A 23,370-nucleotide genomic window follows, 5' to 3' on the forward strand; every position below is an offset into this window, starting at 1 on the left:
GCGCCGTGTCCGAGGACGAGAAGAACCCGGCGCGGCAGATCATCACCGACTACGCGCAAGCGCACTTCCGGTACTTCCGCACCACCGAAGGCACCGTCTACGCGCAGCGCAACGGCCACCCCGTGGCCCGGCCGATCCGCTCCCAGGGCACGACCGGCAGCCACCGGCAGGAACTCATGGTCGACCTGTTCCGGGACGGGCTGGGCGTGTTCAACGGCACCGCCATGAAGGAGGCGCTGGATTTGATCGAAGCACTCGCGCTCGCCCAGGACGTTCAGCCCACGCACATCCGCGTTGCCCCCGGGTTCGACGGGGCGACGTGGCTCGACCTGGGCCGCGACGACGGCCAGTCCGTCCGCATCCACCCCACCGGGTGGGAGATCACCGTTCCCGATCCGCGTGAGGTGTGCTGGCGGCGCACCCAGCTCACCGGCGAACTGCCCCTGCCCGCCACGGACACCGGCGGCAAGGGCATCGACCTGCTCCTGGGCCTGTGCAACTTCGCGGGCCCGGCAACCGAGTGCCTGGCCATCGCCTGGCTCCTCGGCTGCCTGGAACCGACCGTGCCCGTCCCGGCCCCGTTCCTCACCGGCCCCCAGGGCGCGGGCAAGTCGACGGGCGGGCGGATGCTGGTGCGCATCCTCGAAGGGATGACCGGCGACCTGCGCCGCGCGCCCAAGGACGAGGAGAACCTGATCACGGCCGTGGCCGCCGGATGGGTCACCGCCCTCGACAACCTCTCCCACCTGCCCCCGGACCTCTCCGACCTGATGTGCTGCATCGTCACCGGCGCCGAGAGCATCAAGCGCGCGCTCTTCACCGATGGCGACGTGGTCCGCTCCCGCTACCGGCGTCCCCTGCTGCTGACCGGCATCGACGTCGGCGTCATCCGCCCCGACCTCGCTGAACGGCTCCTGCCCCTGCGACTGGAGCGGCCCCGGGTACGGCGCACCGAAGCGGAACTGTGGGCCGACTACGCCGAAGCGCTGCCCATCGTGCTCGGGTCGCTCCTGGATCTGGCGGTCAAGGTCCGGGCCGCTGAGGCGGTCACCCCGACTGATCTGCGCATGGCCGACTTCGCCCACCTGTGCGCCCAGTTCGACGCGGTCTGCGGGCTCGGAGCGCTGGACGCCTACCGGGCCAGCCTCGATGACCTCAACGACGACGTCATTGAGGGGGACCTGCTCGCGCAGACCGTCCTCAAGCACGCCGCCGACCTCGACCCGGGCGCTGAGGTGCGGATGACGTCGGCCGAGTGGCTCCACTGCCTCACCGGGCTCTACAGCGGCGAGGAATGCCGCCCCCTGCCCAAGGGCTGGCCGACCACGGGCAAGGTGCTGTCCGACCGCCTCAAGCGGCTACAGCCCACGCTCGCGGCCCGGGGCGTCCTCGTGGACTGGGGCCGCAGCAAGACCGCCCGGTACATCGAGATGGCCCGTCAGGCCCCGCCCCCGCCGCCCGAGCAGCAGACCGCCTTCTGACCGGCGGCCCGCCGGGGCGGACAAGCAAGAGGAGCACGGCCCGCCAGGTGGTGCTCCTCTTGTTGTTCCGGCGGCTTGCCGCCGCTGCAAAGGACGTGCCGCGAACGCGGCTCCGCATTCACGCTCTGAGCAGTGACGCGCCACCACAGAAACCACCCCCCTTTTTTTCCTAAGAAGGGAAGTCCTGCGTCACCTGCGTCACCACGGCCCGCCAGACGGCCCCTGAACTGCGACAACAGCGGTGACGCAGACGGCCGAATCCTGCGTCATCGTGCGTCACCTGCGTCACCCGATGACGGACGCCTGCGTCACCGGTGACGCAGACCGCAAACCTCTGCGTCACCCGAAACCGCAGGTCAACGGCCCAGATGACGCGGATGACGCGATGACGCAGAAATCCCCGCTTCGGACAGCACAGCCACCTGACAGCACCCGAAGGAGTCGCACCGTGGCCACTCGCGCCGAACCCATCGATCAGATCCTCTACAAGCCGGAGGAGGCCGCCACGGCCCTCCGCGTCGGGCGCTCGACGGTCTACGAGCAGATCCGGCTGGGCCGCCTCCGGACGATCACCATCGGTCGCCGCAGGCTCGTACCGCCTGAGTACGTGGCCGAGTACATCGAACTTCTCAAGCGCGAGGCGCAGAACGCTGCCTGACCATGCTTCCTCTCCTTCAACGACCCGACGGGCCGCGCCAATCGGCGCGGCCTGTCCCTTTGGAGCACATCGCATGACTGAGACACCCAAGAGTGCCCGCCGGGCCGGACATGGCGAGGACACGATCTATTGGGATGCCGCGAAGAAGAGCTATGTCGGCGCCGTGTCCCTTGGCTACGCCCCGAATGGCAAGCGGCGCCGCCCGAAGGTCTACGGCAAGACCAAGACTGAAGTTCGCCAGAAGATCAGGGACTTGAAGAAGGAGATGCAGTCCGGGGTCAAGGCGCCCGTGAACTACACCGTGGCCGAGGCCGTGAGCGACTGGTTGGAGCGCGGGCTCAAGGGGCGGGACCAGAAGGGGACCATCGGCAAGAACCGCTCGATGGCCAACAAGCACCTGATCCCGTTCATTGGCAAGGCCAAGCTCAAGGACCTCAGCGCGGATGACGTCGATGACTGGCTGGACGACCGGGCGGAGTTCCTAGCGACCCGCAGCCTGCGTGATCTGCTCGCCATCCTCCGTCGCTCTGTCGCGCACGCTCAGCGTCGGGACAAGGCCGCGCGGAACGTCGCGCTGCTCGTGACCGCACCGGAAGGGCGCCCCGGCCGCCCGAGCAAGGCCATGAATCTGGAGCAGGCACGAGCCGTACTCACGGCCGCGCGCCCGTCGCGGCTGTATGCCTACCTCGTGCTGTCCTTCCTTGGAGGCGTACGAACGGAGGAGGCGCGCCCGCTCACCTGGGACCATGTCTTCCTGGAGACCAAGGACGCCATCCCGCCCCATGTCGCAGTGTGGCGCTCGGTGCGCAAGCACGGAGACACCAAGACGCGGAGGAGTCGCCGGACCATCGCCCTGCCGAAGATGGTGGTTGAAGTCCTCGAAGAGCACATGCGGCAGCAGAAGAAGGAGAGGGCGGCCAAGGGGCTGGAGTGGGACCAAGCGGGGAGGGTCTTCACGACCCGGAGCGGTGAGCTCTTGGACGCGGCCAACGTCCGGCGGGACTTCCGCGCCATCATCGCCAAGGCCGCCAAGGTGCCGGGCATTGACCTGAAGCCGCACGAGTGGACGACCCGAGAGACGCGGCAGAGTTTCGTGTCCCTGCTCTCCGACCACGGGGTCCCGCTGGAGACCATCGCTCTATTGGTCGGGCACACCAGCCAGGCGACTACCGAAGCGGTCTATCGCAAGCAGTTGCGGCCAGTGATCACGAAGGGCGCGGAGGCTATGGACGCGATCTTTGCGCAAGGTCAGGAGGGTGACGACGAGGGGGGTGCGGACAAGCCCCTGGCAGGAACCTGATCGATTTCCTTTGGCCCCCTGTTTGGCCCCCCGGGAACGACAGAGACCACATACAGTTTCCTGTATGTGGTCTCTGACCAGCGTCGGGGTGGCGGGATTTGAACCCACGACCTCTTCGTCCCGAACGAAGCGCGCTGCCAAGCTGCGCTACACCCCGATCGTCTCCGCTTGTCGCGGCGACGTCGTTTACTTTAGCCCACCGGCGGCTGGAGACGAAATCCGGTTTGCGGGGCCTCGGCGGTAGGGGTGGATGCGTTCCACCCGGACGACCGCCAGGGTCGCGACGTAGGGGGCGAGGGGTATGGCCAGGGCGTGGCCCCGGCGCGCGGGCGGGGCCTTGTCCAGAGCGCGGGCCCCGGGCCGGCCCGGGGCCCAGCTCGCCCCCGGCGGTCCCGGGCCCGGAGCGCCCCCGGACTTGCCCAGCGTGTGCCCACGGCGACCGGGCCCAGCGCGCGACCCACGGCGACCGGGCCCAGCTGGGCGTCCCACGGCCACCCCGGGCCCAGCGGGCGGCCCCGCGTGGATGGCTAGCGGCGTTGTTCCACCAGCGTCAGGAGGGTTGCCTCCGGGGGGCAGGCGAAGCGGAGGGGGGTGTAGCGGTTGGTGCCGCAGCCTGCTGAGACGTGGAGGAAGGCTCGGTGGCCGTCCGTCTCGTGGGTCGAGAGGCCCTTCGCCCGGTCCGTGTCCAGGTCACAGTTGGTGACCAGGGCCCCGTAGAAGGGGATGCACAGCTGCCCGCCGTGCGTGTGGCCCGCGAGGATCAGCGGGTAGCCGTCCGCCGTGAAGGACTCCAGCGTGCGCAGGTACGGGGCGTGCACCACCGCGATCGAGAAGTCCGCCCCCGTCTCGGGGCCACCCGCGACCTCCTGGTAGCGGTCCCGCTTGATGTGCGGGTCGTCCAGGCCCGTGAAGGCCAGCTCCATGCCGTCCAGCTTCAGGCGGCCCCGGGTGTTGCTCAGATTCACCCAGCCCGCCGCGTCGAACGCGTCCCGCAGCTCCTCCCACGGATTGTGGACGACGCCGACAGCCGGCGCGTTGCCGTTGAGCCCGTGCCGGCCCTGCGCCTTCTCGAACAGGTACCGGGCCGGGTTGCGGAGCTTCGGACCGTAGTAGTCGTTCGAGCCGAAGACGTACACGCCGGGGAATTCCATCAGCGGGCCCAGCGCGTCGAGCGCCTCTGGGACGCCCTCCGGGTCGGACAGGTTGTCGCCGGTGTTCACCACGAAGTCGGGGCGCAGGCCCGCCAGTGACTGGAGCCACGCCCTCTTCTTGCGCTGGCCGCCCACCATGTGGATGTCGGACACCTGGAGCACGCGCAACGGACCCGCCCCCGGCGGCAGCACCGGCACCGTGACCCGGCGCAGCCGGAACGATCTCGCTTCGAAGCCCGCCGCATAGGTGAGACCTGCGGCCCCGACCGCCGTGATGCCCAAGGGAATTCCGTATCGCGCGCGCATACGACCATCGTCGCAGACCCTGGCGGACGCGGAAATCAGCGGGCGAGTACGGCTGTGCACCTGACACACTGGGGGCATGACCACGCTCAAGGCCCGACTCAAGGACGACCTCACCACCGCCATGAAGGCGCGCGACGAACTGCGCTCGTCCACGCTCCGGCTGACCCTCACCGCCGTCGCCAAGGAAGAGGTCGCCGGCAAGACCGCGCGTGAGCTCTCCGACGACGAGGTCCTGAAGGTGATCGCCAAGGAGGCGAAGAAGCGCCGCGAGGCGGCCGAGGCCTTCGAGCAGGGCGGTCGCGCCGAGTCGGCTGCGCGCGAGCTGGCCGAGGGCGAGGTTCTCGACGCGTACCTGCCCAAGCAGCTCTCCGACAGCGAGCTGGAGGGGATCGTCGGCGCCGCCGTCGAGGAGGCCAAGGCGGCCGGGGCCGAGGGGCCGCGCGCGATGGGTGCCGTCATGAAGATCGTGAACCCGAAGGTGGCGGGCCTCGCCGACGGTGGCCGTGTCGCCGCCGCGGTGAAGAAGCTCCTCGCGGGCTGACCCCGCCCCCTCCACGTACGTAAAGGGGCGCCCCGGGAGTGAATCCCGGGGCGCCCCTTTTATGTGCCTTCAGCTTATGCGCGGGCGCCTCATGCGTGTGCGCTCCGCGTGTCTACCGCCCATGTGCGTACGGCCTATGGGCCGACACACGCCGCTCCCTACTGCGGCCACCCGCCGTCCGTGCCGCCGATCAGGTCCGGTGGGACGGGGATGCCCGGGAACGGTGAGGTGCCGTGGGCCGGGGGTTTGTTGTCGCCACCCGGCTTCGGCTTGCGCTTGTTCTTGCTCTTGTCGGGGTTGGCGGGGCCGCCGGTCGCGGGTTCGCCGCCCGGCTTCTGGGAGTCGGGGATGTTGACCGTAATGAACGGCGCCGAGGTCTGGCCCTGGAGCGCGCCGGTCATCGCGTCACGCCAGATCGGTCCTGGGACCTGGCCGCCGTACACCTGCTCCTGGAACTGGCCACCGATGGTGATGTTGTTCATCTCGACGCGCTGCGACGGGCTGCCGACCCAGACCGCGGCGGACAGGTTCGAGGTGTAGCCCACGAACCAGGCGTTCTTGCGGGCGTCGGTGGTACCCGTCTTGCCCGCGTTGTCGCGGTCCTTGAGGCCGGCCTCCTGGCCGGTACCGGAGTCGACCACGCCGCGCAGCAGCGTGTTGATGCTGTCCGCGGTGTTCTGCGACATCGCCTGCGAGCAGGACGTCTTCGGCACCGGCAGCGACGAGCCGTCCACCTTCTTGATGGACTCGATGGCGATCGGCGTGCAGTACGTGCCCCGGTTGGCGAAGGCGGCGTACGCGGAGGCCATCGTCAGCGGCGAGATGCCGGTGGAGCCGAGGGTCAGCGCCGAGGGCACCATGGGCAGCTTGTCGCCGTTGCCCTGGACCACGTGCAGCTTGTCGGTCATCTGCGAGACGGGGCACATGCCGATGTCGCCGAGCATCTGCACGAAGTACGTGTTGACCGACTTGGCCATCGCGTCCTTCAGTGCGAACGGGCCGATCTCGGACTCGTTCTCGTTCTCCAGGTGCGCGGGGTTGTTGGGGTCGTTCACCCAGGGCTTGCCGCTGCACGTCTGGACGGTCGCCGGGTAGTCCATGTCGTACGGGGACGGGTACTGCTGGGTCGGCGGCTTGCCGCCCTCGATCGCGGCCGCCGCCAGGAACGGCTTGAAGGTCGAACCGACCGGGAAGCCGTAATTGGAGCCGCCCATCTGCCGGTTGACCGAGAAGTTGATCTGGGTCTCGTTGTCCCCGAAGCCGTACGGCTTGGACTGGCCCATCGCCAGGACCTTGCCGGTGCCGGGCTGGACCAGCGTGACCGCCGTCGCGACGCTGTCCTTCTGGTAGACGTGGTTCTTGATCGACTCCTGCGTCGACTTCTGCGCCTGCGGGTCGAGGGTGGTCTGGACGGTGAGCCCGCCGCGGTTCCAGAGCTTGGCCCGCTCCTCCTTCGTCTTGCCGAAGGTCGGGTTGGACAGGAACACCTCACGCACGTAGTCACAGAAGAAGCCCGCGCCGTCGACGGCGGTGATGCAGCCGTTCTTCGGCTTGCTGACGTCCAGCTTGATCGGCGCTTCCTTGGCCCGGTCGGCCTCGGCCTGCGAGATGTCCTTCATGTCGACCATGCGCTGGAGCACCGTGTTGCGGCGCTTCTTGGCTTCCTGGGCGTCATTGACGGGGTCGTACCGGCTGGGGGACTGCACGATGCCCGCGAGCATCGCGGACTCGTCGAGGGTGAGGTCCTTGGCCGACTTGGAGAAGTAGCGCTTGGCGGCGGCCTCGATGCCGTACGCCTGCTGCCCGAAGAACGTGATGTTGAGGTAGTTCTCCAGGATCTTCTTCTTGCCGAGCTCCTCCTCGACCTGGATCGCGTACTTGAGCTCCTTGACCTTGCGGCCGATCGTCTGCTGGGTGGCCTCGGCGACCTTGTCGGGGTCGTCGCCGGCTTCTTCCACGAAGACGTTCTTCACGTACTGCTGGGTCAGGGTGGACGCGCCCTGGGCGACGCCGCCGCTCGTCGCGTTCTTGTTGACCGCGCGCAGCACGCCCTTGAGGTCGATCGCGCCGTGTTCGTAGAAGCGCGAGTCCTCGATCGCGACGATCGCCTTCTGCATGTACGGGGAGATGTCGGCGAGCGGCACCACGGTGCGGTCGCGCGAGTAGACCTGGGCGATCGTGCCGCCCTTGTTGTCGAGGATCGTGGTGCGCTGGCTCAGCGGCGGGGTCTTCAGATTGGCCGGGATCTCGTCGAATCCCTCGACCGTGCCCTTGGCCGCGAGCCCCAGCGCGCCGGCCGCCGGAAGGGCGATCCCGGCGAGCACGGCGCCCGCCAGCGCACTCACGCCCAGGAACTTGGCGGCCTGCTGGGTCCCGGTCAGGCCTGCGCCCGAACGCTTCTTTGCCATGAGGGGCAGCCTACGTTCTCAATCGCCGGACACGACTCAAGGCTCTGGCCTAAGCTGCGGTCAACTGTCACAGCAGTGCGGCCGCGCAGCAAGGTCCGGGCTGTGTACAGAGGCGTTCCATCGTCCCGAATCCGGTGGGAATCAACCCCGGTTGGTGTCCGATTAGGCCTCATGCGTCATCGGGTGTCCGTTCTGGCTCAGCCGGTGCATCCCGATATTTCGGTTTCGTCACACATGTCGCCGGCTCACTCCGTTGGGTGATCTGCCGCGTACGCATAGTCCGTTCGGGCCATTCAAGATTGGGCCCGCCGGGGGTGTTGCGCTGTGCCTACCTTCCGTAACGTCCTCAACTGGCAGCGGTGAATATGCCGCTACCGCCGTGGGGGAGCCTCGATTCGGGAGAGGACGGCGCCGGCATGGGCTGGGTAACCGACTGGAGTGCGCAGGCAGCCTGCCGCACTACCGATCCGGACGAACTGTTTGTACAGGGTGCGGCACAGAACAGGGCCAAGGCGGTGTGCACCGGTTGCCCGGTGCGGACCGAGTGCCTCGCGGACGCGCTCGACAATCGTGTCGAGTTCGGCGTGTGGGGCGGGATGACGGAGCGGGAGCGGCGCGCGTTGCTGCGCAGGCGCCCCACCGTCACCTCTTGGCGCCACCTTCTGGAGACCGCGCGCACCGAGTACGAGCGCAGCACGGGAATCCTGCCCGTGTGCGCGGAGGAGGACGCCGTCTACGACTACCGGCATTCCTTCGGAGAAGAGGCGTTCGCGGCGGTGGGCTGATGGGGCCGCGGGATCAGGCAGCTCCGGCCGGGGGACCACCGGCCGCGAGCCGGTCCCCGATGGTCCGGAGCCCCGTGAGGTCATGCACGTCACCGGGCAGGGCAGCCACTTCGGCCACCGCGACCTCCGGGTGGAGCGCGGTGAAGCGGTCGCGCGTCCGCCGTTCGCGCGCGAGCACCTGCATGCGCTCGGCGTGCAGTCGCAGCAGCCCGGCGGTCAGCCGCTCGATGGAATCTTCGCAACTCCCGGTGTCCCCGGGGGAGTTGACAGTGTCGGGAGAGGGATCGCTGGTGCTACGACCTTCAGCCTTCCCGGCCTCCTGATCCACAATGCGACCCTCGTCAAGATTTTCTGTGTGCCCGCTGTCCGGGGCGTCATGGATGTCGGAGGCGTCCGGGGCATCGGTGTCCGCCGCCTCCGGCGGTTCTTCGAGGTTCTCCGCCGCGGCGAGAGCGCGCTCGGCCGACAGCCGGGCGGCCGCGCTCCCGTGCACCCGGTTGAGGACGAGCCCGGCCAGCGGCATGTCGTCGGCGGCCAGGCGCTCCACGAAGTAGGCGGCCTCGCGCAGCGCGTCCCGCTCGGGCGCGGCGACCACGAGGAAGGCCGTGCCCGGCGCCTGGAGCAGTCGGTACGTGGCGTCCGCGCGGGTGCGGAACCCGCCGAACATCGTGTCCATCGCGGCCACGAAGGTCTGCACGTCGTGCAGGAAGGGCCCGCCGAGCAGCTTGCCCAGCGTCCCCGTCATCATCGACATGCCGACATTGAGGAACTTCATCCCGGCCCGGCCGCCCATTTTCGCGGGCGCCATGAGCAGCTTGATGAACTTGCCGTCGAGGAACGATCCGAGCCGCTTGGGCGCGTCCAGGAAGTCGAGCGCGGAGCGTGACGGCGGGGTGTCGACAACGATCAGGTCCCACTCGTCCCGGGCCCGCAGCTGACCCAGCTTCTCCATCGCCATGTACTCCTGCGTGCCCGCGAAACCGGCCGACAGGGACTGGTAGAAGGGGTTCGTCAGGATCGCCTTGGCCCGGTCCGGATCGGCGTGCGCCTCGACGATCTCGTCGAAGGTCCGCTTCATGTCGAGCATCATGGCGTGCAGCTCGCCGTCGCCCCGGACGCCCTTGACCCGGCGCGGGGTGTTGTCCAGCGAGTCGATGCCCATGGATTGGGCGAGCCTGCGGGCCGGGTCGATCGTGAGCACCACGACCTTGCGGCCCCGCTCGGCCGCCCGAACTCCCAGTGCGGCGGCGGTAGTTGTCTTCCCCACCCCGCCCGAACCGCAGCACACGATGATGCGGGTGCCCGGATCGTCTAGCAGCGGATCGATCATCAGCGGCTCGGCCGCGTCCAAAGTCACTCACCCACCCCGAGCTTGCGCAGTTCCGTGGCCAGGCGGTAGAGCCCGGCCAGATCCATTCCCTCGCCGATCAGTGGCAGTTCGTACGTCACAAGCCCCAACTGGCCGAGCACCCAACGCTGTTCACGCTCCAGCTCCACCCGCTCGGCGTGCTCGGCGGCCTGCTCAAGGAGCGGCGTCACCAGCTTCGCCGAACCGGTCACCCCGGCGCGCGTCAGCGTCTTGGCGACCTCCTTGCGCCGCTCTCCGGTGACCCCGCGCACCGCGGCTTCGTCCAGCACGTGCGGCCGGACCATGTTCACGATGACGTTGCCCGTCGGCAGCTCGGCGCCGCGCAGTTCCGCGATCCCGTCGACGGTCTCCTGTACGGGCATCTCTTCGAGCAGCGTCACCAAGTGCACCGCTGTTTCAGGTGACTTGAGGACCCGCATGACGGCCTGTGCCTGGTTGTGTATGGGCCCGATCTTCGCGAGCCCGGCCACCTCGTCGTTCACGTTCAGGAATCGGGTGATGCGGCCGGTCGGCGGCGCGTCCATCACCACGTAGTCGTACGCGTACCCGCCCTGCTTGTTCTTGCGGCGCACCGCCTCGCAGGCCTTGCCGGTCAGGAGGACGTCCCGGACGCCCGGCGCGATGGTGGTGGCGAAGTCGATGGCGCCGAGCTTCTTCAGCGCCCGTCCCGCGCCGCCCAGTTTGTAGAACATCTGGAGGTAGTCGAGCAGCGCGCGTTCCGCGTCGATGGCCAGGGCGTACACCTCGCCGCCACCGGGCGCCACGGCGATCTTCCGCTCCTCGTACGGAAAGGCCTCCGTCTCGAAGAGCTGCGCGATGCCCTGTCTGCCCTCGACCTCGACGAGGAGCGTGCGCCTGCCCTCCGTCGCGAGGGCGAGCGCGAGTGCTGCGGCGACCGTGGTCTTGCCGGTACCGCCCTTGCCGCTGACGACCTGGAGCCTGCTCACACCTTCGAGCCTAACCAGTCGGTGCGCGGGCTACGCATGTGGTCCGCGTAAGGCGCCCGCGCAAGGGGGCGGGCGGCAACGGCTACAGTCGGGCCCATGACCAAGTGGGAATACGCGACCGTGCCCCTTCTCGTGCACGCGACCAAGCAGATTCTGGACACCTGGGGCGAGGACGGCTGGGAGCTGGTCCAGGTCGTCCCCGGGCCGAACAACCCCGAGCAGCTGGTGGCCTACCTGAAGCGGGAGAAGCAGGCATGAGCGCCGTCGAAGCCAAGCTCGCCGAACTGGGCCTGACGCTGCCGTCGGTGGTCCCGCCGCTCGCCGCGTACCAGCCCGCCGTGCGGTCCGGCGGGTACGTCTACACCTCCGGCCAGCTCCCGATGGTGGAGGGCAAGCTGCCCGTCACCGGCAAGGTCGGCGGCGAGGTGACGTCTCAGGAGGCCAAGGAACTGGCCGCCACCTGCGCCCTCAACGCGCTGGCCGCGGTCAAGTCCGTGGTGGGCGACCTGGACCGCATCGCGCGCGTCGTGAAGGTCGTCGGCTTCGTGGCCTCCGCCCCCGACTTCACCGGCCAGCCCGGCGTCATCAACGGCGCCAGCGAACTCCTCGGCGCGGTCCTCGGCGACAAGGGCGTCCACGCCCGCAGCGCCGTCGGCGTCGCGGTGCTCCCGCTGGACGCCCCGGTCGAGGTCGAGATCCAGGTGGAGCTGGTCGCGGACTGACGTCCGTCAGCGGGCGCCGAAGGGGTGTGGGTCACCTGCACCCCGTGCGCGTGGGCGCCGAAGGGGTAAGGCTCACCCGCACTCAGTCCGGGCGGCCGTCGAAGAGGTGTGGCTCACCTGCACCCCAGCCGCGTGGGCGCCGAAGGGGTGTGGCTCGTCCGCACCCCCTCGAACATCCGCACGTCACCCCGTAGCATCCGGCCATGCCCAATGGTCAGTGGTACCCGCCGGAGTGGCCGGACCGGATCCGCGCCCTCGCCGCAGGCGAGCTCACCGCGGTCGAGCCGCGGCGGGCCGCCACCGTGATGCTGCTCCGGGACGGGGCGGGCGCGGGCGGCCCCGCCGTGCACATGCTGCGCAGACGCGCCTCCATGGCCTTCGCCGGAGGCGCGTACGCGTATCCGGGCGGCGGTGTGGACCCCCGCGACGCCGAGGACTCCCAGCTCGGCTGGGCGGGCCCGAGCCGCGAGTGGTGGGCCGAACGCCTCGGCACGGACCCAGCGTCCGCCCAGGCCATCGTCTGCGCCGCGGTCCGCGAGACCTACGAGGAGGCCGGCGTCCTGCTCGCGGGCCCCGGCCCCGCCAGCGTCGTCGGTGACACCACCGGCGAGGACTGGGAGGCGGACCGCCAGGCGCTGGTCGTGCGCGAGCTGAGCTTCGCCGAGTTCCTGGACCGCCGCGGCCTGGTGCTCCGCTCCGACCTGCTCGGCGCCTGGGCCCGCTGGATCACGCCCGAGTTCGAGCCCCGCCGGTACGACACCTGGTTCTTCGTCGCCGCGCTCCCCGAGGGCCAGGTCACCCGGAACGCCTCGACCGAGGCCGACCGCACCGTCTGGATCCGCCCCGCCGACGCCACCGCCGGCTACGACAGGGGCGAGCTCCTGATGATGCCCCCGACCGTTTCCACCCTGCGCGGCCTCGTGTCGTACGCCACCGCCGCCGAGGCCCTCGCCGCGTCGGACGGCCGTGACCTGACGCCGGTACTCGCGCGGGCCCGCCTGACCGACACCGGTGAACTGGTCCTGAGCTGGCCGGGCCACGACGAGTTCACCAAGCACATTCCGGCGGGGGGCGGGGCCTGATGACCCGTCCCGCGACCGGTGTCGCCGCCCCTGGAGGTGCCCTGTGAGTGATGCCGCCGCCCTTCCCGGGCAGCCGCGCGGCGCGGTCCTCTCGGGCCCCGCCACCGCCCGTGCGGTCAACGTGCTGGCGCCCAACGCCTCCGCCATGACCCTGGACGGCACCAACACCTGGATCGTCGCCGAGCCCGATTCCGACCTGGCCGTCGTCATCGACCCGGGCCCCCTCGACGACGGGCACCTTGAGCGCGTCGTCGCCACGGCCGAGCGGGCGGGCAAGCGGGTCGCGCTGACCCTGCTCACCCACGGGCACCCCGACCACGCCGAGGGCGCGGCCCGCTTCGCCGAGCTGACCCGCACCCCGGTGCGCGCCCTGGACCCGGCGCTGCGCCTGGGGGACGAGGGGCTCGCGCCGGGTGACGTCATCACCACCGGCGGCCTGGAGCTGCGGGTGGTGCCCGCCCCCGGCCACACCGCGGACTCGCTCTGCTTCCATCTGCCCGCCGACCGCGCCGTCCTGACGGGCGACACGGTCCTTGGCCGCGGTACGACCGTCGTGGCCCACCCCGACGGCCGCCTGGGCGACTATCTCGACTCCCTGCGCAGGCTGCGTTCGCTGACCGTCGACGACGGCGTGCACACGGTGCTGCCAGGACACGGGCCGGTGCTCGACGACGCCCAGGGCGCCGTGGAGTTCTATCTGGCCCACCGGGCCCACCGGCTCGCCCAGGTGGAGACGGCGGTGGAGAACGGCCACGTCACGGCGGCGGAGGTGGTGGCCCTGGTCTACGCGGACGTCGACCGGTCCCTGTGGCCGGCCGCCGAGCTGTCGGTGCTCGCCCAGCTGGAGTACTTGGGGGAGCACGGGTTGATCTAAGCGCCGGAGTGCCGCCCGAAGTGCCCGCTAGGATTCCTTGCGTTTGAACTTGCCTGTGGGGATGGGGACTTCGGCCCCGTCCGCCAGATGAAGCGTGACCGTCTCGCCGTAGCTGTACATGTCGCGGGTCGCGTAGTCGTCGCCCTTGGGACGGGTGAGGAGGGAGCACTCACCGCGGAAGGGGTCGATGATCAGGTAGATCGGAACGCCGAAGCGAGCGTACTGGTGGATCTTGATCTCGTAGTCGTTGGAGTCGTCCTTGGTCGAGACGATCTCTATGGCGGCAAGGATGTCCTGGTAGGAGTACGGTTCCCCTGCGCCGTCTTCCAGGATCGTCACATCCGGGACACGGTCGGGCTCGCCCGGGAACCTGATCAATACGTCGGACAGGACCCGCGGCTCCGCGATGCCGGCGTTGAACGCCGCGCTCTGGACGTGGAAGATCGTCCAGCTCTGGACGTTGCTCTGCGGCGACATCACGATGCGGTCCCCCACAACCTCGATCTTGAAGCCCTCGTGCTCCTTGGCGAGCAGCTCAGCGGTGTGCCGCAGCACGTCGTCCATGACGCTCATCACTGCCTCCAGGCTCGTCACTGACTGTTTTCGCAGAATAGGGCACGCCTCTGACACCAGGGTGAGGAATTCCTTCCGCACACGCGAATGGGGCCCGCCTCCCAAGAGGCGGGCCCCATTCACGTACGGGATCGAAGAGGGTCAGCGCGAGCGCTTCGCCAGTCGCTCCACGTCGAGCAGGATCACCGCGCGGGCCTCCAGACGCAGCCAGCCGCGCTGGGCGAAGTCGGCGAGCGCCTTGTTGACCGTCTCACGGGACGCGCCGACCAGCTGGGCCAGCTCTTCCTGCGTGAGGTCGTGCACGACGTGGATGCCCTCCTCGGACTGCACACCGAAGCGGCGCGACAGGTCGAGCAGCGCGCGGGCGACCCGGCCCGGCACGTCGGAGAAGACCAGGTCGGACATCTGGTCGTTGGTCTTGCGCAGTCGGCGGGCGACCGCACGCAGCAGGGCGGTGGCCACCTCCGGCCGGGCGTTCAGCCAGGGCTGCAGGTCGCCGTGGCCCAGGCCCAGCAGCTTGACCTCGGTCAGCGCGGTCGCGGTGGCGGTGCGCGGGCCCGGGTCGAAGAGGGACAGCTCGCCGATGAGCTCGCCGGGGCCGAGGACCGCCAGCATGTTCTCGCGGCCGTCGGGTGAGGTGCGGTGCAGCTTTACCTTGCCCTCGGTGACCACGTACAGGCGGTCGCCGGGGTCGCCCTCGTGGAAGAGGGCGTCGCCGCGGGCGAGCGTCACCTCACTCATCGAGGCGCGGAGCTCCGCGGCCTGCTCGTCATCGAGCGCCGCGAAGAGCGGGGCGCGCCGCAGAACGTCGTCCACGAATCTCTCCTTGTCGACCGGTATCAGAGGAGCGTGCTCCCCATTTTGCCGGACGGTCTAAACAGTGCGATCAATCACAAGGATGACGTACTGGAGTGCCGGACCGTGAGCCAGGGGGCCGATTGGGGCCGTGATTGGCTGTGGCCGGGGCGGATGTCGGTGCCGGGCTTTAGGCTGGCCGGGTGTCCAATTCGCCGGTGAGAGCGCAGGCCAGGGGGGCTGGAAGAGTGTCCGCAGAGAACGATTCCGCTGTGGGCGAACAGCCCGCGTCCAAGGCGAAAGTACCCGCGAAGAGAGCCGCGCGGGCCCCGAAGTCCACGTCGGCGCGGTCCGCGTCCGCGCCCGCGGGGGAGGGCGCGGTGAAGCCCACGCAGAAGGGTGCCGGGGTGAAGCCAGCTGCCAAGAAGGGCGTGGCGAAGAAGAGTGCCGCGGCCGGGCCCGCTGCCTCCAAGGCCGCCGGGGCCAAGCCCGAGTCCCGGCTTGCGATGATCCGCCGGGCGCGCCGGATCAACCGCGAGCTCGCCGAGGTCTATCCGTACGCCCATCCCGAACTGGACTTCCGCAACCCGTTCGAGCTGCTCCTGGCGACCGTGCTCTCCGCGCAGACCACCGATCTCCGGGTCAACCAGACGACGCCCGCGCTGTTCGCCGCGTATCCGACCCCCGAGGACCTCGCCGCGGCGAACCCCGAGGAGGTCGAACAGATCATCCGGCCCACCGGGTTCTTCCGGGCCAAGACCCGGTCGATCATGGGCATCGCCGCGGCTCTGCGGGACGAGTTCGGGGGCGAGGTGCCGGGCCGTCTGGAGGATCTGGTCAAGTTGCCGGGGGTCGGCCGCAAAACGGCGAATGTCGTGCTCGGCAATGCTTTTGGAGTCCCGGGAATCACCGTCGACACCCACTTCGGCAGGCTGGTGCGCCGGTTCGGGTGGACCGAGCAGGAGGACCCGGAGAAGGTCGAGGCGGAGATCTGCGCGATCTTCCCCAAGAGCGAGTGGACGATGCTCTCGCACCGGGTCGTCTTCCACGGCCGCCGCATCTGCCACTCCCGCAAGCCCGCCTGCGGCGCGTGCCCGATCGCCCCGCTGTGCCCGTCGTACGGCGAGGGCGAGACCGACCCCGAGAAGGCGCAGAAGCTCCTGAAGTACGAGAAGGGGGGCTTCCCGGGGCAGCGGCTGAGCCCGCCGCCGGACTATCCCGGCCTCCCGGCACCCCCGTTGGGAGCGGCCTGACGTCACCCGGAAGACGGACGCTGCGGCCGGCCGGAACGAATGTGACGGCCGCAGGCGTTGTGGACGATGAACGACGGGGGTGCATATGACGCACGCGAGCGAGACGTACGACGGTGGTCTCGGCGGCATCGAGGCGCGGGGCCGCACCGGCGGCCCGAACGGCCACGCCGAGCCCGGCGGCGGCCCCATGGCGAGCCCTGGCGCCCAGCCCGGCGCCCGGGGCGCGAACCAGGTCCCCGGTGCCGCGAGGCCTCCCGGCGCGCGCCAGGGGCCTTCTGCCGCGCAAAACCCCGGCCCCGCCCCGGCCCCCGCTGCCGCCCGCGTGCCCGGCCATTCCAGAGCCGATCAGGACGGCGGGCCTGCTCCCGGCCGTTCCGGCCATGTCGGGGATCGGCCCGCCCCCGACGTGACCACGTGGGGGCTGCCCGACTGGCTGGAGCCCGTCGCGCGGGCCGCCGAGGTGGTCGAGCCCGAGCAGATGAGCCGGTTTCTGCCGCCCGAGAGTGGCGGCGGGCGGCAGTCCGCAGTGCTCGTCCTGTTCGGCGAGGGACCCCGCGGCCCCGAGCTGCTCCTGATGGAGCGCGCCAGCCAGCTCCGTTCGCACGGCGGCCAGCCGTCCTTCCCCGGCGGCGCCCTGGACCCCGAGGACGGCGACCCGCGCACCACGGGGCCGCTGCGGGCGGCCCTGCGCGAGGCTGAGGAGGAGACCGGGCTCGATCCGGCCGGCGTCCAGATCTTCGGCGTGCTGCCCCGGCTGTACATCCCGGTGAGCGGTTTCGTCGTGACGCCCGTGCTCGGCTGGTGGCGCGAGCCGACACCGGTGCGGGCGGTCGACAGCGGTGAGACGGCCCGGGTCTTCACCGTCCCCGTGGCGGATCTCACGGACCCGGCCAATCGGGCCACCGCGGTGCACCCGCGCGGCCACACAGGCCCGGCATTCCTGGTCGAATCGGCGCTCGTGTGGGGCTTTACGGCGGGTGTGATCGACCGGATCATGCACTACGCGGGCTGGGAACGCCCGTGGGACCGGGCCAAGCAGGTGCCGCTGGACTATCACGCGTGACAGGCTGGGGCCCGTGAACGTGCTGGACATCCTGTTGCTGGTCGCCGCCGTATGGTTCGCGATCGTCGGCTACCGCCAGGGCTTCGTCGTCGGCATCCTGTCGGTGATCGGGTTCCTCGGCGGTGGCCTCATCGCCGTGTACCTGCTCCCGGTCATCTGGGACGAGGTCACCAACGAGTCCCAGGTCTCGACGACCGCCGCCGTCGTCGCGGTCGTCATCGTGATCGTCTGCGCCTCCGTGGGCCAGGCCTTCACCACGCACCTCGGCAACAAACTGCGCCGGTACATCACATGGTCCCCGGCCAGAGCCCTGGACGCCACGGGCGGCGCCCTGGTGAACGTCGTGGCCATGCTGCTCGTGGCGTGGCTGATCGGTACCGCGCTGGCCGGTACCGCCCTGCCGACACTGGGCAAGGAGGTCCGCAACTCCAAAGTCCTGCTCGGCGTCTCCAACGTGATGCCCCAACAGGCGTCCACCTGGTTCAGCGACTTCTCCTCTGTCCTCGCGCAGAACGGCTTCCCGCAGGTCTTCACGCCGTTCTCCAACGAATCGATCACCGAGGTCCAGGCACCCGACCCGAGGCTCGCGGGCAGCCCCGTCGCGGCCACCGCGAAGAAGTCCATCGTCAAGGTCGTCGGCATGGCCCCGAGCTGCGGAAAGCGCCTCGAAGGCACCGGCTTCGTCTTCGCCGACCGCCGCGTCATGACCAACGCGCACGTCGTGGGCGGCGTCGACGAGCCGACCATCCAGATAGGCGGCCAGGGGCGTACGTACGACGCGAAGGTGGTGCTCTACGACTGGCGCCGCGACATCGCGGTGCTCGACGTGCCCGACCTGAAGGCGCCCCCGCTCCAGTTCACCTCCACCGACGCCCGCAGCGGCAACAGCGCGATCGTCGCGGGCTTCCCCGAGGACCACCCCTACGACGTCCGCGCCGCCCGGATCCGCGGCCGGATCAGCGCCAACGGACCGGACATCTACCACCGCGGCACCGTCCGCCGCGATGTCTACTCGCTGTTCACCACGGTCCGCCCGGGGAACTCCGGCGGCCCGCTCCTGACCACCGAGGGCAAGGTGTACGGGGTGGTGTTCGCGAAGTCGCTCGACGATCCGGACACCGGATACGCGCTGACCGCCGACGAGATCCAGCCCGACATCCAGCAGGGCCGCACCGCCGATCAGCAGGTCGACAGCCAGCAGTGCGCCCTGTGATCCCGTGACGGCTCCTCGATGACGCCCCGATGGCTCCCCGATGACTTCCTGACGAGAAGGCTCCCCGATGAGACTGACGATCCTCGGCGGCGGCGGCTTCCGTGTCCCGCTCGTGTACGGCGCCCTGCTCCGCGACCACGCGCCCGGGAGAGTCACCGAGGTGGTCCTGTACGACCTGGACGCGGCCCGGCTGCACGCCATGGGCCGGGTCCTGGCCGACCAGGCGTACGGCATCGAGGACGCCCCCCGGGTGCGGACCACCACCGAGCTCGACGAGGCGCTGCCCGGCGCGGACTTCGTGTTCTCCGCGATCCGGGTGGGCGGTCTGGAGGGCCGGGCCGCCGACGAGCGGATCGCGCTCGCCGAGGGCGTCCTCGGCCAGGAGACGGTCGGCGCCGGCGGCATCGCGTACGGACTGCGGACCGTGCCGGTCGCCGTCGAGATCGCCCGCCGGGTCAAGGCGCTCGCTCCCGAGGCCTGGGTCATCAACTTCACCAACCCGGCGGGCCTGGTCGCCGAGGCGATGGCCGAGCACCTCGGCGACCGCGTCATCGGCATCTGTGACTCGCCGGTGGGCCTGGCGCGCCGGGTCGCGCGCGTGGTCGGCGCCGACCCGGACACCGTGCGCCTCGACTACGCGGGCCTCAACCACCTGGGCTGGCTGCACGGCCTGTACGACGGCGAGAAGAACGTCCTGCCGCGCCTGTTCGAGCACGGCGACGAGCTGCTGGACTCCTTCGAGGAGGGCAGGCTCTTCGGCGCCGACTGGCTGCGCTCGCTCGGCTCCGTCCCCAACGAGTACCTGCACTACTACTACTTCAACCGCGAGGCGGTGGCCGCCTACCAGCGGGCCGAGCAGACCCGCGGCGCGTTCCTCAGGGACCAGCAGGCACGTTTCTACGCGTCGGCGGAGACGGTGCCCGACGCGTCGGTGTGGGCGGCCTGGGACCGTACGAGGGCCGAGCGCGAGGCCACGTACATGGCGGAGAACCGGGACGTGTCGGGCATCGGTGAGCGCTCGGCCGACGACCTGGAGTCCGGGGGGTACGAGAACGTCGCGCTCGCCCTGATGCGGGCCATCGCGAGGAACGAGGCGGCGACGCTCGTCCTGAACGTGCGCAACGGCACCTCACTGCGCACCCTCGACGAGCGAGCCGTCATCGAGATCCCGTGCCGGGTGGATGCCGCGGGCCCGCGCCCGCTGCCCGTCTCGCAGCTGACGGACCATGAGGCGGGCCTGGTCAGCGCGGTGAAGGCGGTCGAGCGGTGTGTTCTGGAGGCGGCCGCGAGCGGGTCGGCGCGGACGGCGGTGAAGGCCTTCGCCCTGCACCCGCTGGTCGACTCCGTCCAGGTGGCCCGAAGGCTCCTGGACGGCTACCGGAGCGTGCACCCCGGGCTCGGATACCTCAGGAACGACTAGCCGCGGGCAGCCACCGCATACGCCTAGGTGCGCGTATGCCGCAGCCGGGCCGAGACCCAGCGGGCCCGGCGCCGCAGGATGCGCGGAATGCCCACCTCCTGGGATTCCGGGGAGGGGTGTTGCAGCCCCTGCCCCTGCGGGCCGCCCCTCTCGTACGAGACCGGCCCTGCGGCCGTTCGGCGGTTGCGTGCTGCGTCACCGTAGTCGTGCGTCCAGCCCATACCTCGACGTGTGCCCGGGGCCCATGGTCGGTAACCGCCTCGGCGGCGGCCAATTGGCCTATGCGCCAGGCATTTGGCTGTTCGTAGGACAAGAGTTCCCGCGGCGTCACCGGAACTCAGCGGTCCGGTTCCGGATCCTTCAGCCAGTTGATCAGTTCGGCCGAGAACGCGACCGGGTCCTCCTCGTGCGGGAAGTGCCCCAGACCGTCGAACAGCCGCCAGCGGTAGGGCGCTTCGACGTATTCGCCGGAGCCCGCAGCGCTGCGGGTCCGCATCACCGGGTCGAGCGAGCCGTGCAGATGCAGCGTCGGAACCCGCACGGGGCGCTTCATCCGCCGGTTGAACTGGATGCCGTCGGGTCGCGCCATCGACCGGACCATCCACCGGTACGGCTCGATCGAGCAGTGCGCGGTGGAGGGGATGCACATGGCGCGCCGGTAGGTCTCCACGGCCTCGTCCTCGGGCTGGCGCGGGCCCGACCAGTCCCGTACGAGTCGGCCGACCAACGCACCGTCGTCCGCGACCAGTTGACGCTCCGGCAGCCACGGCCGCTGGAACCCCCAGACGTAGGAGCCGGCCGTGGTCTGCTTCATGTCGGCGAGCATCGCCGAGCGCCAGCGCCGGGGGTGCGGCATCGAGGACACCACGAGCCGGCGCACCAGCTTGGGGCGCATCACGGCCGCCGTCCACGCCAGGTAGCCGCCCAGGTCGTGTCCGACGAGGGCCGCGTCGGGCTCGCCGAGCGAGCGGATGACCCCGGTGATGTCGAGCGCGAGGTTGGCCGGGTCGTAGCCGCGCGGGGTGCGGTCGCTGCCGCCCACACCGCGCAGGTCCATCGCCACCGCCCGGAACCCGGCGTCGGCCAGCGCGGTCAGCTGATGGCGCCAGGTCCACCAGAACTGCGGGAAGCCGTGCAGGAGCAACACCAGTGGCCCGTCGCCGAGTTCGGCGATGTGGAAGCGCGCACCATTGGCCGCCACGTCCCTGTGGGTCCAGGGACCATCGATGCGGACGGGGCTGCCGGTGCCGCCAGGGCTTCCGGTACCGGGCTCGGGTTCGGTCATGCAGACGAGCGTGCCACAGCGGGGGAGGCCTCGGTGACCGTGCCCTGGAGGGTGGCCGGGCGCGGATGCGGCTTGACTCCCTGGAGGGTGGCGGCCGTCGCCTTCGCCGACGCGATCGACTTCTCCGGCGGCTTGACCTTCTTGAACTTGGCCACGGCGAGCAGCCCGAGCACCGCCGCGAGCAGCAGGAACGCCCCGCCGACGATCAGGAACGACCAGGCGAGCCCGAGCCCCAGATTGTGGATCCCGTACGCCGCCGCGAAGCTCAGCACCGGCAGCGAGAACAGCACGAACACGCCGGCCGTACTGATGGCGAGGCCACCGGTCGCCCCGCGCTTGACGTCCTGCCGCAGTTCGGCCTTGGCCAGCGCGATCTCGTCGTGCACCAGGGCGGACATCTCGGCGGTCGCGGCGGCGACCAGCTGGCCGAGGCTGCGTTCGGCGCTGCCGGCGTTGTGGCTGGGGTCGCTCATCGCTGATTCCCTCTTCTCATCTCGGTTACCGACGGGTCGGACGGGCCCTGCGGATCCCGCAGGGCCGTGATCAGATCATGTCGCACTGTCGCCGTCATCGCGCCCCGCCCCCGCGAGTTGGGCCAGCCTGCGGTGCTCGGCCGCCTTGTTCTCGTAGATCGCCGCCATCCGCAGGTGGTACTCCGGCTTGTCCATTTCGTACACATCGGGGATGCCGTCCTGGTCGTCGTCGCGCTCCTCGTCCTCGACGAGCGCCTTGTAGGTGCGCACCCGCAGTTTGAGCAGGACCGAGGACAGCACGGCCGCGATCAGCGAGCCCATCAGGACGGCCGCCTTGATTTCGTCGGTCAGCTTGTCCTGGCCGCCGAAGGCGAGTTCGCCGATGAGCAGCGAGACGGTGAAGCCGATGCCGGCCAGCGAGGCGACGGCGAAGACGTCGGGCCAGGCCAGGTCATCGTTGAGCTCGGCCTTGGTGAAGCGGGCCGCGAGCCAGGTGCCGCCGAAGATGCCGACTGCCTTGCCGACGACCAGGCCGAGCACCACGCCGAGCGTCTCGGGCCGGGTGAAGACGTCGGCGATCGCGCCGCCCCTGATGGAGACGCCGGCCGAGAAGAGTGCGAACAGCGGCACCGCGAGGCCGGCCGAGACCGGGCGCACCAAGTGCTCGATGTGCTCGCCGGGGGAGTGTTCCTCGCCGTCGATGCGGTGGCAGCGGAGCATCAGGCCCATCGCGACACCGGCGATGGTGGCGTGTACGCCGCTGTTGTACATCAGCCCCCAGATGACGAGGGCGAGCGGGACGTAGACGTACCAGCCCCGCACGCCCTTCCTGAGCAGCAGCCAGAAGACGGCGAGCCCGAGGACGGCCCCGCCGAGGGCGGCGAAGTTGATGCTGCTGGTGAAGAAGACGGCGATGATCAGGATCGCGAAGAGGTCGTCGACGACGGCGAGGGTGAGCAGGAAGGCGCGGAGCGCGGAGGGCAGCGAGGTGCCGATGACCGCGAGGACGGCGAGCGCGAAGGCGATGTCCGTGGCGGTCGGTACGGCCCAGCCGCCGAGGGAGCCGTTGCCGACGACGTTCACCAGCGTGTAGACGAGCGCGGGCACGGCCATGCCGCACACGGCCGCGATCACCGGCAGGGCGGCAGCCTTGGGGTCGCGCAGTTCGCCGGCGACGAGTTCGCGTTTGAGCTCGATGCCGGCCACGAAGAAGAAGATCGCGAGCAGCCCGTCGGCCGCCCAGTGCTCCACGGAGAGGTCGAGACCCAGGGAGCCGATGCCCAGATGGAAGTCGCGTACCGATTCGTACCCGGAGCTGAAGGTGTTGGCCCAGATCAGGGCGATGATCGCGGCCACGAGCAGCAGGACGCCGCCGACGGTCTCGGCGCGCAGCGCCTCCGCGACGAAGTTGCGCTCGGGGAGCGAGAGGCGTCCGAGGAACTTGCGCTTGCTGGGGGTGGGTATGGCCACGGGGGCGACCTCCGGTCGGTTCGGCGGGCATGACTCAGCACGTTGCCGACCAGACTTCCCGGCGCACCTGACTTTCTTGTCGCATCGTTGACGCTTTCCTTACTTTACCTAACTTTACGAAACGGTGCATACGCCGGGGTGGATCCGGTGATCATCACTTTAGGGGTAGAGCGGACATAAGGCGCGCGAAAAGGGGCCCGG

23 protein-coding genes and 1 tRNA gene are annotated in these 23,370 nt (G+C 70.1%); 13 read left to right on the forward strand and 11 right to left on the reverse strand.

What is annotated here, in order from left to right; translation table 11 throughout:
• Nucleotides 1-5: 5 nt before the first annotated feature.
• From OG522_RS20650 to OG522_RS20660, 3 genes are all read left to right on the forward strand, one after another.
• Nucleotides 6-1,481, forward strand: coding sequence for an ATP-binding protein (locus OG522_RS20650; RefSeq protein WP_329467660.1), 1,476 nt, complete (start codon nt 6-8; stop codon nt 1,479-1,481).
• A gap of 448 nt (nt 1,482-1,929) precedes the next feature.
• The gene (locus tag OG522_RS20655; RefSeq protein ID WP_329464469.1) at nt 1,930-2,139 is read left to right on the forward strand and encodes a helix-turn-helix domain-containing protein; all 210 of its coding nucleotides are present in this window, start codon (nt 1,930-1,932) and stop codon (nt 2,137-2,139) included.
• Nucleotides 2,140-2,212: 73 nt separating this feature from the next.
• Nucleotides 2,213-3,439: a site-specific integrase gene (locus OG522_RS20660; RefSeq protein WP_329464470.1), complete on the forward strand. Its 1,227-nt coding sequence runs from the start codon at nt 2,213-2,215 to the stop codon at nt 3,437-3,439.
• 83 nt (nt 3,440-3,522) lie between these two features.
• On the opposite strand, the gene OG522_RS20665 is transcribed toward OG522_RS20660, so the two are convergent.
• Nucleotides 3,523-3,596 (reverse strand) — tRNA-Pro (locus OG522_RS20665).
• Nucleotides 3,597-3,966: 370 nt separating this feature from the next.
• Nucleotides 3,967-4,896, reverse strand: a complete 930-nt coding sequence (locus OG522_RS20670) for a metallophosphoesterase (RefSeq protein ID WP_329464471.1) — start codon at nt 4,894-4,896, stop codon at nt 3,967-3,969.
• Nucleotides 4,897-4,972: 76 nt separating this feature from the next.
• Here OG522_RS20670 and OG522_RS20675 point away from each other — a divergent pair, with 76 nt between their 5' ends.
• The gene (locus tag OG522_RS20675) at nt 4,973-5,437 is read left to right on the forward strand and encodes a GatB/YqeY domain-containing protein (protein WP_329464472.1); all 465 of its coding nucleotides are present in this window, start codon (nt 4,973-4,975) and stop codon (nt 5,435-5,437) included.
• A 158-nt stretch (nt 5,438-5,595) separates the two neighbouring features.
• On the opposite strand, the gene OG522_RS20680 is transcribed toward OG522_RS20675, so the two are convergent.
• The gene (locus OG522_RS20680; RefSeq protein WP_329464473.1) at nt 5,596-7,845 is read right to left on the reverse strand and encodes a transglycosylase domain-containing protein; all 2,250 of its coding nucleotides are present in this window, start codon (nt 7,843-7,845) and stop codon (nt 5,596-5,598) included.
• Nucleotides 7,846-8,261: 416 nt separating this feature from the next.
• Here OG522_RS20680 and OG522_RS20685 point away from each other — a divergent pair, with 416 nt between their 5' ends.
• A complete protein-coding gene (locus OG522_RS20685) occupies nt 8,262-8,630 on the forward strand; it encodes a WhiB family transcriptional regulator (protein ID WP_329464474.1) in 369 nt (122 codons plus the stop codon).
• Nucleotides 8,631-8,643: 13 nt separating this feature from the next.
• Here OG522_RS20685 and OG522_RS20690 read toward each other — a convergent pair whose 3' ends face one another.
• Nucleotides 8,644-9,960 (reverse strand): ArsA family ATPase, encoded by a 1,317-nt coding sequence (locus OG522_RS20690; protein WP_329467661.1) that lies wholly within the window; start codon nt 9,958-9,960, stop codon nt 8,644-8,646.
• Nucleotides 9,961-9,983: 23 nt separating this feature from the next.
• Nucleotides 9,984-10,946, reverse strand: coding sequence for an ArsA-related P-loop ATPase (locus OG522_RS20695; RefSeq protein ID WP_329464475.1), 963 nt, complete (start codon nt 10,944-10,946; stop codon nt 9,984-9,986).
• A gap of 96 nt (nt 10,947-11,042) precedes the next feature.
• Here OG522_RS20695 and OG522_RS20700 point away from each other — a divergent pair, with 96 nt between their 5' ends.
• The 4 genes from OG522_RS20700 (at nt 11,043) to OG522_RS20715 (ending at nt 13,624) form a co-directional block, all read left to right on the forward strand.
• Entirely contained in the window at nt 11,043-11,204 is a 162-nt protein-coding gene (locus tag OG522_RS20700; protein WP_003975360.1) for a DUF4177 domain-containing protein, read from the forward strand.
• Nucleotides 11,201-11,668, forward strand: a complete 468-nt coding sequence (locus OG522_RS20705) for a RidA family protein (protein ID WP_329464476.1) — start codon at nt 11,201-11,203, stop codon at nt 11,666-11,668. Before OG522_RS20700 ends, OG522_RS20705 begins: the two co-directional genes overlap by 4 nt.
• 203 nt (nt 11,669-11,871) lie before the next feature.
• Nucleotides 11,872-12,750 carry an NUDIX hydrolase gene (locus tag OG522_RS20710; protein WP_329464477.1) on the forward strand — a complete coding sequence of 293 codons (879 nt, stop codon included), beginning with the start codon at nt 11,872-11,874 and terminating at the stop codon, nt 12,748-12,750.
• 43 nt (nt 12,751-12,793) lie between these two features.
• A complete protein-coding gene (locus OG522_RS20715) occupies nt 12,794-13,624 on the forward strand; it encodes an MBL fold metallo-hydrolase (RefSeq protein WP_329464478.1) in 831 nt (276 codons plus the stop codon).
• Between the two features lie 27 nt (nt 13,625-13,651).
• Here OG522_RS20715 and OG522_RS20720 read toward each other — a convergent pair whose 3' ends face one another.
• On the reverse strand, nt 13,652-14,197 hold the full coding sequence (locus tag OG522_RS20720) for a Uma2 family endonuclease (protein ID WP_329464479.1): 546 nt from the start codon (nt 14,195-14,197) through the stop codon (nt 13,652-13,654).
• Nucleotides 14,198-14,338: 141 nt separating this feature from the next.
• Complete coding sequence (locus tag OG522_RS20725; protein WP_017947815.1) at nt 14,339-15,013, reverse strand: Crp/Fnr family transcriptional regulator; 675 nt, start codon at nt 15,011-15,013, stop codon at nt 14,339-14,341.
• A gap of 227 nt (nt 15,014-15,240) precedes the next feature.
• Between OG522_RS20725 and nth the strand changes: the two genes are divergently transcribed.
• The 4 genes from nth (at nt 15,241) to OG522_RS20745 (ending at nt 19,941) form a co-directional block, all read left to right on the forward strand.
• A complete protein-coding gene (gene nth / locus OG522_RS20730) occupies nt 15,241-16,245 on the forward strand; it encodes an endonuclease III (protein WP_329464480.1) in 1,005 nt (334 codons plus the stop codon).
• 322 nt (nt 16,246-16,567) lie between these two features.
• Complete coding sequence (locus tag OG522_RS20735) at nt 16,568-17,308, forward strand: NUDIX hydrolase (RefSeq protein ID WP_382805539.1); 741 nt, start codon at nt 16,568-16,570, stop codon at nt 17,306-17,308.
• Nucleotides 17,309-17,321: 13 nt separating this feature from the next.
• A complete protein-coding gene (locus OG522_RS20740; RefSeq protein WP_329464481.1) occupies nt 17,322-18,521 on the forward strand; it encodes a MarP family serine protease in 1,200 nt (399 codons plus the stop codon).
• A 67-nt stretch (nt 18,522-18,588) separates the two neighbouring features.
• A complete protein-coding gene (locus tag OG522_RS20745) occupies nt 18,589-19,941 on the forward strand; it encodes a 6-phospho-beta-glucosidase (protein ID WP_329464482.1) in 1,353 nt (450 codons plus the stop codon).
• Nucleotides 19,942-19,964: 23 nt separating this feature from the next.
• On the opposite strand, the gene OG522_RS20750 is transcribed toward OG522_RS20745, so the two are convergent.
• From OG522_RS20750 to nhaA, 4 genes are all read right to left on the reverse strand, one after another.
• Nucleotides 19,965-20,162, reverse strand: coding sequence for a hypothetical protein (locus OG522_RS20750; RefSeq protein ID WP_329464483.1), 198 nt, complete (start codon nt 20,160-20,162; stop codon nt 19,965-19,967).
• Nucleotides 20,163-20,278: 116 nt separating this feature from the next.
• A complete protein-coding gene (locus tag OG522_RS20755; protein ID WP_329464484.1) occupies nt 20,279-21,226 on the reverse strand; it encodes an alpha/beta fold hydrolase in 948 nt (315 codons plus the stop codon).
• On the reverse strand, nt 21,223-21,699 hold the full coding sequence (locus OG522_RS20760) for a phage holin family protein (RefSeq protein WP_329464485.1): 477 nt from the start codon (nt 21,697-21,699) through the stop codon (nt 21,223-21,225). Before OG522_RS20760 ends, OG522_RS20755 begins: the two co-directional genes overlap by 4 nt.
• A 75-nt stretch (nt 21,700-21,774) precedes the next feature.
• Entirely contained in the window at nt 21,775-23,169 is a 1,395-nt protein-coding gene (nhaA, locus tag OG522_RS20765) for a Na+/H+ antiporter NhaA (RefSeq protein ID WP_329464486.1), read from the reverse strand.
• Nucleotides 23,170-23,370: the final 201 nt, after the last annotated feature.

Origin of the sequence: Streptomyces sp. NBC_01431 (assembly GCF_036231355.1) — a bacterium.
Taxonomy (GTDB): Bacteria; Actinomycetota; Actinomycetes; order Streptomycetales; family Streptomycetaceae; genus Streptomyces.